The organism is Pseudomonas sp. PS01270 (assembly GCF_029959775.1).
In the GTDB taxonomy this organism is placed as follows: Bacteria; Pseudomonadota; Gammaproteobacteria; order Pseudomonadales; family Pseudomonadaceae; genus Aquipseudomonas; species Aquipseudomonas atacamensis.
In genome coordinates, this window is sequence record NZ_JASCPT010000149.1 from 1 (window position 1) to 10997 (window position 10997).

At 59.6% G+C, this 10997-nt stretch carries 8 protein-coding genes and 1 pseudogene; 4 read left to right on the plus strand and 5 right to left on the minus strand.

The window, feature by feature from the left end; genetic code table 11:
- Positions 1 to 274 precede the first annotated feature (274 nt).
- On the plus strand, positions 275 to 1900 hold the full coding sequence (locus tag QMX86_RS24975) for a methyl-accepting chemotaxis protein (RefSeq protein ID WP_110645411.1): 1626 nt from the start codon (positions 275 to 277) through the stop codon (positions 1898 to 1900).
- A 41-nt stretch (positions 1901 to 1941) separates the two neighbouring features.
- Positions 1942 to 3129, plus strand: coding sequence for an aminotransferase class I/II-fold pyridoxal phosphate-dependent enzyme (locus QMX86_RS24980; protein ID WP_282386727.1), 1188 nt, complete (start codon positions 1942 to 1944; stop codon positions 3127 to 3129).
- A gap of 150 nt (positions 3130 to 3279) precedes the next feature.
- On the opposite strand, the gene QMX86_RS24985 is transcribed toward QMX86_RS24980, so the two are convergent.
- The 5 genes from QMX86_RS24985 to QMX86_RS25005 form a co-directional block, all read right to left on the minus strand.
- On the minus strand, positions 3280 to 4248 hold the full coding sequence (locus tag QMX86_RS24985) for a D-glycerate dehydrogenase (RefSeq protein ID WP_282386729.1): 969 nt from the start codon (positions 4246 to 4248) through the stop codon (positions 3280 to 3282).
- A 13-nt stretch (positions 4249 to 4261) separates the two neighbouring features.
- A complete protein-coding gene (locus QMX86_RS24990; RefSeq protein WP_073476638.1) occupies positions 4262 to 5560 on the minus strand; it encodes an MFS transporter in 1299 nt (432 codons plus the stop codon).
- Positions 5561 to 5617: 57 nt separating this feature from the next.
- Positions 5618 to 6613 (minus strand): sugar kinase, encoded by a 996-nt coding sequence (locus QMX86_RS24995; RefSeq protein WP_282386731.1) that lies wholly within the window; start codon positions 6611 to 6613, stop codon positions 5618 to 5620.
- The gene (locus QMX86_RS25000) at positions 6606 to 7388 is read right to left on the minus strand and encodes a TIM barrel protein (RefSeq protein ID WP_282386733.1); all 783 of its coding nucleotides are present in this window, start codon (positions 7386 to 7388) and stop codon (positions 6606 to 6608) included. The genes QMX86_RS24995 and QMX86_RS25000 overlap by 8 nt, the downstream gene beginning before the upstream one ends.
- A 151-nt stretch (positions 7389 to 7539) precedes the next feature.
- Positions 7540 to 8568, minus strand: coding sequence for a LacI family DNA-binding transcriptional regulator (locus QMX86_RS25005; RefSeq protein ID WP_282386735.1), 1029 nt, complete (start codon positions 8566 to 8568; stop codon positions 7540 to 7542).
- A 237-nt stretch (positions 8569 to 8805) separates the two neighbouring features.
- Here QMX86_RS25005 and QMX86_RS25010 point away from each other — a divergent pair, with 237 nt between their 5' ends.
- On the plus strand, positions 8806 to 9651 hold the full coding sequence (locus tag QMX86_RS25010; RefSeq protein ID WP_282386737.1) for a hypothetical protein: 846 nt from the start codon (positions 8806 to 8808) through the stop codon (positions 9649 to 9651).
- A gap of 104 nt (positions 9652 to 9755) precedes the next feature.
- A pseudogene (locus QMX86_RS25015) lies at positions 9756 to 10997 on the plus strand (hypothetical protein); the annotation flags it as partial.

Below are 10997 nucleotides of genomic sequence, written 5' to 3' on the forward strand. Positions count from 1 at the left end.
CAACGAGGCTGCGATCTTTTGACTTTTAAAAGCAAGATCAAAAGATCGCAGCCTCGTTGCACTCGACAGCTCCTACCAAGGCAGCGGAGCAGTGTTTCATTGTTGTAACGTCCGAAAAAATATTTACTGCGGACCCGAAACCTTCCTCAAGCCTGGCCGATACAACGGTCAGGCGCACACAAAACCACAATTCAGTGCCGCCGGACTGTCGCCCGCTATGGGCCAGTGCTCACGGCATGGACGCTCGTAGTTTCTTTCTTTCGAGAGTCCGACCATGTCCCTGCGTAACCTGAATATCGCGCCCCGTGCTTTCCTCGGTTTTGCCTTTATCGCCTTGCTGGTGATTGTCCTCGGCGTATTCGCCGTCAGCCGCATGACGGTCATTCGTCAGGCGTCGATCGACATGGACACCAACCAGTTGCCAAGCGTGACCCACCTCAGCGTGGTCACGGAAAACGTCCTGCGTATGCGCATCCTCTCGTTCCGCGTGCTGGTCAATCGCGAACCGGCCAGCCTGCAAGAGGCAGAAACCCGCATCGCGGTGCTGGTCGACAAGGTGCGCAAAGCGCAGGCCAGCTACGCTGCGTTGCCGGCAGGCCCTGAAGAGCGCGCGGTCTTCCAGACGTTTTCGACGACGCTCGATAATTACCTGCAAGCGCAGAATCAGATGATTGAGCTATCGCGCAAAGGCGATCTGGAAGCGATGCGCGCGTTGATCAACACGCGCATCAAGGAAGGCACCGATCAGATGGGCGAGCAGCTCAACAAGCTGATCGGCATGAATACCGCCGGGGCCAGAGCGGCGGCCACCAAGGCCGGTGAAAACTATGACAGCGCCATCACCGGGATCATCATCGTCGCCGTGATTGCGGCACTGGCCACCGTGTTGCTCGCCTGGTTGCTGACCCGCAGCATCGTCACGCCGCTCAACCGCGCCGTGCTCGCTGCGCAAACCATTGCCGACGGTGACCTCAGCAAAGCCATCGAAGTCGACGGCAAGGACGAACCGGCGCGCTTGCTTGAAGCCTTGGCCGCGATGCAGACCAATCTGCGTAAAACCATCGAGCAGATCGCCGGTTCCGCGACGCAACTGGGCGCCGCTGCCGAAGAACTCAGCGCCGTCACTGAAGAAGCGTCGCGCGGTCTGCAGCAGCAGAACAATGAAATCGAACAGGCCGCCACGGCCGTCAACGAGATGACCGCTGCGGTGGAAGAAGTGGCGCGCAACGCCGTTTCGACTTCCGAAGCTTCCAATCAGTCGACCCACGCCGCCCGCGAAGGTCGCGATCAGGTGGTGAAAACCGTCGACGCGATCCAGACCATGACTCACGACGTGCAGAACACCGCGCAGATGATCGAAGGCCTCGCCGCGCAAGGTCGTGACATTGGCAAGGTGCTGGACGTGATTCGCGCCATCGCCGAGCAGACCAACCTCTTGGCGCTCAACGCTGCAATTGAAGCGGCGCGTGCCGGCGAGGCTGGCCGTGGTTTCGCCGTGGTGGCGGACGAAGTGCGCGCCTTGGCGCATCGCACCGCGCAGTCGACTCAGGAAATCGAAAAAATGGTCGCCGGCATTCAAAACGGCACCGGTGAAGCGGTTTCGTCGATGCAGCAAAGCAATCAGCGCACTCAGTCCACGCTGGAAATGGCCCGCGCTGCCGGTGTGGCGCTGGAGCAGATCACGCAATCGATTCACCAGATCAACGAACGCAACCTGGTTATCGCCAGCGCTTCGGAAGAGCAGGCGCAAGTCTCCCGCGAAGTCGATCGCAATCTGGTCAACATCCGCGACCTCGCCACGCAATCGGCCGCCGGCGCCAACCAGACCAGCGCCGCGACCCACGAACTGTCGCGACTGGCAGTGGATTTGAACGCCATGGTGGCGCGTTTCGTGATTTGAGATACGGTGAAGGCTGGAAACCGCGCTAACAGGAGACGTACATGCGCTATTCAGCCTTGACCCAACGAATCGCCGGGGAGGGTGCCGCTGCCTGGCAGATTCACGACCGAGCGCTGGAACTGCGCGCCGAGGGCGTTGATGTTTTGTTGTTGAGCGTCGGCGATCCGGATTTCGATACGCCGTTGCCGATCGTCCATGGTGCGATTGACAGCCTGTTGGCCGGCGATACCCATTACGCCGACGTGCGTGGTCGCTTCGAGCTGCGCAGGCTGATTGCCGAGCGTCATCGCCAGCGCAGTGGTCAGCGTGTTGATCCTGATCAGGTGATTGTCCTGCCCGGCGCGCAATGCGCGGTGTACTCGGTGGCGCAATGTCTGCTTGATCCGGGTGATGAGGTGATCGTCGCCGAGCCGATGTACGTTACTTACGAAGGTGTGTTTGGCGCCTGCGGTGCCAAGGTGATTGCGGTGCCGGTGCGCCCGGAGAACGGTTTTCGTGTCGACCCGGCCGATGTCGCTGCGCGCATTACCCCGCGAACTCGCGCCATGCTGCTCAACAGCCCGAACAATCCCAGCGGCGCCAGCCTATCCTTGCTGATCTGGCAGGAACTGGCAGCGCTGTGCATTCGCCATGACCTGTGGCTGATCAGCGATGAGGTGTACAGCGAGCTGTTATATGAAGGCGAGCACATCAGCCCGGCGAGCCTGCCGGGCATGGCCGAGCGCACCGCGACGATCAACAGTCTGTCGAAATCCCATGCGATGACCGGTTGGCGTATCGGCTGGATGATCGGCCCGAATGCCTTGGCCGAGCATCTGGTGAATCTGTCGCTGAGCATGCTCTTCGGTCTGCCGGATTTCGTACAGAAAGCCGCGCAATTGGCGCTGCAAAGTGATCTGCCGGAAGTCTCTCAGATGCGCGAGGAGTATCGCTTGCGCCGCGATCTGGTGTGCGAGCGGTTGCACGGCTGCCCTGGGTTGCAGCCGATTTGCCCGGATGGCGGCATGTTCGTGATGGTCGATGTGCGCCAGACCGGCCTCGGCGCTCAGGCGTTTGCCGAGCGATTGCTGGAAGGTTACGGCGTGTCGGTGCTGGCCGGCGAAGCGTTCGGGCCGAGCGCGGCGGGGCATATTCGCATCGGGCTGGTGGTGGATCGGGTCAAACTGGCGGATGCCTGCGCGCGGATTGCGCTGTGTGCGGTGCAGCTGCTGCAGGCGCGGAGTGCCTGAGGGTCTTGCATTGCCTGCCCCGGCCTTACCCTACACACTGATCGTTCCCACGCTCCGGCGTGGGAATGCAGCCCGGGACGCTCTGCGTCCCTTCGTAAGCTGGAACGCGGAGCGTCCCTTGAGGCATTCCCACGCAGAGCGTGGGAACGATCAGTTTAGAGGATTCACCAGATTCGCCGGCCGCTGCCCATTCAGCGCCGCCAGCAGATTCTCCACCGCACAGCGCGCCATCGCTTCACGGGTTTCATGAGTCGCCGAGCCCATGTGCGGCGTCGCCACCACGTTGCTCAACTGCAACAACGGCGAGTCATGATTCAACGGCTCGCGCTCGAACACATCCAGCCCCGCCGCGCGAATCCGCTTGCTGCGCAACGCCTCGATCATCGCCGCCTCATCAACCACCTTGCCCCGCGAGATATTGATGAAAATGCTTTCCGGCCGCATGAGCGCAAATTGCTCGGCGCCGATCAAGCGTTCGGTCTGCGCCGTCAGAGGCAAAGTCAGGCAAATGAAATCGGCCTGCTGGAGCAAATCTTCGAGGCTGCGATATTGCGCGTCGAAACGCTCCTCGACCGCCGGTTTGCGCGACTGGCTGTGGTAGATCACCGGCATGCCGAAACCGAAATGCCCGCGCTGGGCCAGGGCCTCGCCGATGCGGCCCATGCCGATGATGCCCAGCGTCTTGCCATGCACATCGGTGCCGAAATGCGCCGGGCCGATGTTGCGGCTCCACTGCCCGCCACGGACCATGTTCGCCAGTTCAACCACACGCCGCGCGGCAGCGAGGATCAGGGCGAAACCGGTGTCGGCGGTGGTTTCGGTGAGCACGTCGGGGGTGTTGGTCAGCAGAACCTTGCGCCGATTCAGATACTCGATGTCGTAGTTGTCAACACCCACCGAGACGCTGGCAATTGCCTCCAGCTGCGGCGCCAGGTCCAGCAACGCCGCATCCAGTTTGAGGCTGGCGCCGAGCAAACCGTGGGCGCGGGGCAGGGCATCGCGCAACTGCATGAGGCCATCGGCGTCGAGGCTTTCGATCAGCGTCACGTCAAACTGCTCTTGCAGGCGCGCCATCAGCGCGGGCGAGAGTTTCTTGTACAGCACGACCTGTTTTTTCATGGCAAAAGTCCTTTCAGGAATGCGCCGGCACACGCGGTGTGGCGACGGCTTTGGCGACGACGCGATCACTGGCGCCGGGCTTGAGGAAAATGGTCAACACCACCGACAGCAACAGCGCGCCGCTCATCAATAAATAGGACGCGCCGGGCGAGCCGGTGGAGCTGTTCAGGTAGCCGACCAGATACGAACCGCCGAACGAGCCGAGCGCGCCCATGCTGTTGATCAGCGCCATGGCGCCACCGGCAACGTTGGCCGGCAGGATCTCCGGGACGATGGCGAAGAACGGCCCGTATGGCGCGTACATGCAGGCGCCGGCAATGACCAGCAGGGTGTACGACCACCAGAAGTGTTCGGCGCCCAAGGCATATGAGCCGTAGAACGCAATCGAGGCGATCAGCAGTGGCGGCCAGACAAAGCGTTTGCGCTTCTGCAACTTGTCCGAACCCCACGACACCGCGAGCATGCCCAGCACTGCCGCCAGATATGGCAGCGCCGAGAGCCAGCCGGCCTCGATCATGTCCATTTGCGCGCCGGCCTTGAGGATCGACGGCAGCCACAACACAAAGCCGTAAACGCCGATGCTCCAGCAGAAAAACTGCAGCGCGAGAATGATCACCTTCGGCGAACGGAAAGCCTCGGCGTAGTTCTTCACAGCCTTGATGCCGACCTGCTCTGCGGCGAGGGCGCTTTCCAGATCCTGCTTTTCCTGGTCGTTGAGCCACTTGGCCTGGACCGGACGATCATCGGCCAGACGCCACCAGATAAACGCCCACAACACTGCCGGCAGACCTTCGATGATGAACATCCAGCGCCAGCTGAAATGCTGCACCAGATAACCCGAGACCACCGACATCCACAGCATGGTCACCGGGTTGCCGAGGATCAGAAAGGTGTTGGCCCGTGAGCGTTCGGCACGGGTGAACCAATGGCAGAGATACACCAGCATCGCCGGCATCACCGCCGCTTCGACCACGCCGAGCATGAAGCGAATGACGATCAGCCAATAGGCGTTGGATACCACGCCAGTCAGCGTGGCGAGCCCGCCCCAGAGAATCAGGCTGACGAAGATCAGTTTTTTCACGCTGTGCTTTTGCGCGTAGATCGCGCCAGGTACCTGGAAGAAAAAGTACCCAAGAAAGAACAGCGCACCGAGCAGCGAGGACAGGCCCGGTGTGATCATCAGGTCTTCGGCCATGCCCGACGCGGCGGCGAAACCGTAGTTGGCGCGATCGAGATAGGCCAGGCTGTAAGTGATGAACACGATCGGCATGATGTACCACCAGCGGCGGGTGGCGAGGGTAGCGGTTTTCATCGGTGTGACTCCTGAGCTTGTTGTTTTTGTCGCAGCAGGTTCATTGATTTGCGGTGATCAGGCGGGCCTCTTCGCGAGCAGGCTTGAAATGCATTCCCCTGTGGGAGCGAGCCTGCTCGCGAATTCAGCGGTCAACTCCAAGCGGGAAGGCAACCCCTCCATATCCCCACGGCTCTGCACCGCGCGACTGCCAATCCAGTTCGCTCGCTGCACGGCCTCGGCAAAACTCTGATGCTCGAGCAGGGCGCTGATCATCCCCACCGCAAAGCCATCTCCGGCACCCACGGTATCGACCACGTTGCTCACCGGCACGCCGGCAACGAAACCCTGATCCAGCTGCGTGCGGTAATAAGCACCCGCAGGCCCGAGCTTGATCGCCACGGCCTCGGCGCCCTGATCCAGATAGAACGCAGCAATGTCGGCCGGGTCGTCGAAACCGCTAAGCAGGCGGCCCTCGCTTAACCCCGGCAACACCCAGTGGGCGAGGGCGGCGAGGCGGTTGATCTCGCGGATCATCTCGGCCTCGTTGGCCCACAGGCTCGGGCGCAGATTCGGGTCGAATGAAACGCTGCGTCCGGCGGCGCGCATGCGGGTCATCAGCTCGAGGGACATTTCCCGCGCCGAGGCGGAGAGCGCCGGTGGGATACCGGTGGCGTGCAAATGGCGGGCGCTGAGCAGGTTGTCGTTGATGGAGTGCGGCGACAGATGACTGGCCGCCGAACCACGGCGGAAATACTCCACCTGCGGGTCGCTGCCATCGTCGTTGCGCGATTTGAACTGGAATCCGGTCGGATGGTTTTTATCGACTTCGACGTGGCTGCAATCCAGACCTTCCTTGATCAGCGTCTCGACCACAAAGCGTCCGAGCGAATCGGTACCGACCCGGCTCAGCCACGCGACGTTGAAACCCAAGCGCGACAAGCCGATCGCGACGTTGCTGTCGGCCCCGGCAATCCGTTTGTGAAATCGCTCGACCTTCGCCAGATCGCCGGTCTGCTCGGCGACCAGCATCGCCATGGTTTCACCGAAAGAAAGAATATCGATCTCAGACATGAGCTGGCTCCAGGCGCGATTGACCGAGGCGGGCGAGGGCGGCGACGTGTTCACGGGTCAGTTGCACCAGGTCATCGCCTTGCAGCGGGTATTCGGCGGCGCGCATGACGCCTTGGTCCATGTGCCGCAGCAGTTGTTCCCAAAGATGCAGGTCGCTGATGGCCGGCGGTATTGCGACCAGTTTGCCGTCGGCGCGGCGCGCAACGGCTTTGCAATGCACATAACCGACGTGACGGCCGAGCGCGCGTGCGGCGCTGGCGGCGGACTGATCCTGCCAGTGCCAGTTACCGATGTCGAAAGTCATCTTGATCGGCAGGTTGTGCTGCTCGACGGCGGCGAAGAAACGCTGGAACGGCTCGATGCGCCCGCCGTGCAAGGTCTGGTCGTTCTCCACCAGCAGTTGCACCGGGCTTTGCTTGAGTCGCTCGGCCAGTGCCTGCAAATCAGAGTTGTCAGTGAAATAGCCAAGCGAAACTTTCAGCCATTTCGAACCGAACGCCTGGGCCTGTTGCAGCGCGGTAATCAGTTCGGGATTCGGTTGCGCTTGCCCGGCCAGCCACAGCTCTGCGGGTGAGGAATAAATGCTTTGCAAGCCCTGCGCCTGGGTAGCCTGAGCGAGTTGCGCCGGGTCTTCCCGGGTCAGCAACTCTTCGCGCCACTCGATGCGATTGGCGCCGGCTGCCGCGAGGATGTCGATAAAACAATCCTGCCCACGCTGGCGCACGAGCTCGGCACCGTAGCTGGACAGACTGATGGAAACGGCTGGTTTATTCATTGTTATTGACCTCTGAAACCGGTTTCATTTTTGTTCAAAAAAAGATCAGGTGATTCCGTAGTGTTATTGCAGGCCCTTTCGCGAGCAGGCTCGCTCCCACAATGGAATGGGATCAACCTGTGAGAGCGAGCCTGCTCGCGAAGGCGTCAGATCAGACTCCGCCAACCTCACGGGTCGACCCACGCTCAACCAGCGCCGGCGCAAAATCCAGTACCCGCGCCATCTCATCATCTCCGCGCAAGCGCTTGAGCAGACACTCAAACGCCCTCGCGCCTATCTCTTGCGTTGGCTGTGCCAGCGCGGTGATCCCGCTGCCCACCAACGGATACCAATCCAGATCATCCAGGGCGATCAGCCCGACATCTTCAAACAACCGGCAGCCAATCTGGCGCAACGCAGTCGTCGCGGCGAGCGCCGCCACACCGTTGGCGCAAAACAGCGCTTTCGGGCAGTTACCGGGTGTGTTTAAAAAGCTTTGAAGTCGCGCGTTCAGATCATCACCGGTTTCCAGCACCGCCCCAGTCAGGGTTGAGCGCTGAGCAATCTGCGCCTGAAAACTGCTGACCCGCTCGATCCGCGAGCTGGTGCCGTCATACGGTTCAGTCACCAGCAAAAGATCCCGATATCCGCGTTGCTCGAGATGCGCGAGCGCCATCTCTACTGCTTGCGAGTTGTTCAACCCGACCATGTCGCTGTCGAGCCCGTCGACCTTGCGATCCACCAGCACCAGCGGCATCTCGCGGCGCAGTTCGTGCAGTTCGTCCCGGTGATGGCCCAGCGTGTTCACGATCAGCCCTTCGATGTTGTACGAGCGCAACAGCGCCAGATGCTGGCGCTCCTGCTCGTCATCGCGGTCGGTGTTGCACACCACCAGGCTGTAGCCGTGCGCACGGCAGGCGGTTTCCACCCCGTGCATCACGGCAATCGAATAGGGGTTACGGATATCGGCGACAAGCATGCCGATCAGGCGCGTACGCCCGCGTTTCAGGCCACGGGCCATTTGGTTGGGGCGGTAGCCGAGTTCATCAATCGCCTGCTCGATGCGCCGGGCTATGGCATCGGAGAGCAGGGCGCGGTCATCGCCGATGAAACGTGAGACGCTGGCCTTGGACACGCCGGCGCGCTCGGCGACATCGAGCATGGTCACGCGGCTGCGCTGTGCGGCGGAGAAGTCATTCAATGGGTTAGACCTTGTTTTTGAATATAGAGGTCTGACGGCACCAATACCGCTGAAACCGGTTTCAGAAGACACCATCTGACCTCAAGCCGTCAACCTCCAAATGCAGCAGAAGTCGTCACGGCAATATTTGGTTTCCGACAAACGGTCGGATTACCTGTCAGATCTGACAGTAGGAATCTTTCCAATACCAGCGCTTAATTTCTTTCAGGCCAAGATGACCCGCCAGTGAGAAATTCCATGCCTATCGAAACGCCAATAACTTCCAGCAATCCCTTGAATCCCGGTGTGCTTCTGAGCTTGCCTAGAGTGGAAGGCGTCGATCCGCTTGACCCCGCCGGAACATTGCCGCCGGACGCAAAACAGGTGGGCATCGTTTGTATTATTGACCGCTGGCCGAACTTTCCTGTTTCAGGCGTGCGTAAAGACCGTGTTGAGATTTTCATCGTCGGTAACCCTGATTACATCGCATTTGCCGAATATGGGGCCGCGGATGATGCGCCGGAGTTTCGTATTCCAGTGGCTCCCGAGAAACTTCCGGATGTGGCTACGTTTGAGCTTTTTTACACAGTACGTTCGATCAACCCTACTACGTCGCCTTCACGACGCCTGACTTTTGCAATAGTTAAGCCGCCGCAACGTTTGAAAGAGGTTATTTTTCCCGATGCGGATGATTGGGGTTATATCGGCTGTTACAAGAACCATCCCGAAGATCCGGAAGCCTTGTTTATCTGGGAAGGGGTACGTATCGAAATTCCTTTCGATGACTTGTTTCAGCTTACGGATGTCCTCAGCCTCGATTGGCAGGCATGGGATTCTTTAAACGGGTCGGGAAACCCTTTGACACAGGTGTTTAACTTTACTGAGGTTGTGACAGATGTTGTAACCAAGGAGCCGGTCAAGATAGTAATCAAGCCATTCGATTCACATATAGCACCCATGGAGGAAAACGATTCGGCCATAGTGAATTACCAGCTATTGCGCAACGGTGTACCCATCTTTCGCTCGTTTACCGGGCTGGTGAAGGTAGACAGGAAAATTCCGGGCGAAAGCAAGTATTGCTCGGATTCAAGTTGGATGAAGTGATCAGGGCGCAACAGGGTAGCGATATTAAGACAGCAGTTGGCGACGTTCGCCATTGTCGAAGATGCATGGATCAAAAAACATTTTCTACGCAATGGAGAAGGCACATGACAAGCATTCAAACAGCGGAGTCGAGTACCCAAGCAGGCATTCTTGCCGCACCCACCCCCGAATTGCCAGACGGGCGCGGTACAAACAAGGACATTATTCCGATAGCTGCGATACCTGTGGGCGGCCCGCTGACACTTATGGTCAAGACCAATGTGTGGTTGAACCCCCACAACGGTGATCAGATTGCTCTTGAGGTTACGCGAACTCAACCCCCGTCCAATCCGTTGCCGACAGACTTCACGCGGCTGCCCCGGGTAAGGCTCGGTGACGTGGGCACCCGCCCTGTAGATTTTCCGATCACAGTGCCCACTGAATATCTGGGTGAGAATGCAACCCCGGACGGACCGACGCCGATCTGGGTTCGTAGCGTGCTGTTTGAGCGGGGGCTCAACCCGCTGACCGGTGTTGTGATGCAGTTTTTCATCGACCGTACCGGTGCCTGGCAAGCGAAACCTGCACAAACAGGGACAAATCCAGGGCAGGTTCCAGGCGCCAGAACAGTTCCGCCAGCCACGTTTCCCAATGCCCCGGGCGATCTGGATGACACCTGGGCGAATCAGCCAGGTAACGAAGGGGGATTGCAGGTAGAAATTGATACAGGCTACGCCAACGCTCAGCCCGATGACACGTTAACCCTGTACGTGGGAGGCGTACGTACCAATCCTCCGCAGGTGCCCCCTTTTTTCAACGGAACGATGCCTATCGATGGCAAGCTGTCGATCCCGACCGCGGAGCTTCGCAAGGTAACGAGCGGCAGAGCGTTCATCTGGTTCATCATCACTGACGTTGCTGGCAACCCGAGCGCATGGGGTGTGTATTTCAAAAACGTACGTTTTTTGCCATTGCCTAAACTGGGGGTCATTACCGTCCCGGCAAACGAAGATGGTCTGATTGATCTAAACGATGCGCGTGCAGGTGTGAAGGTAAAAGTCAGCCGGTTGGCAGATACAATCGGCACCGACGGAGTGAGCCTGACGTACGGCGCTCAACCGGCCCAGGATCTCCAATTCAATGCACTCACGGAGCTGGAGTTTACTATTCCTTGGTCGAGTCTGAGCAAGGAGTACTTCGATAACCAGACGGGTACGAATTTTGAGTTGGACGTGGTCATCAAAGCTGACTTGATGCGTGGCGGTTTATCGATCGACAGTGGAACAATAACTGTAAAAACAGATTTCTCGACGTATCCGCCTTACACGGTTGACCCGACGGGGGGGGGGGGGGGGGGGGGTCGGGGG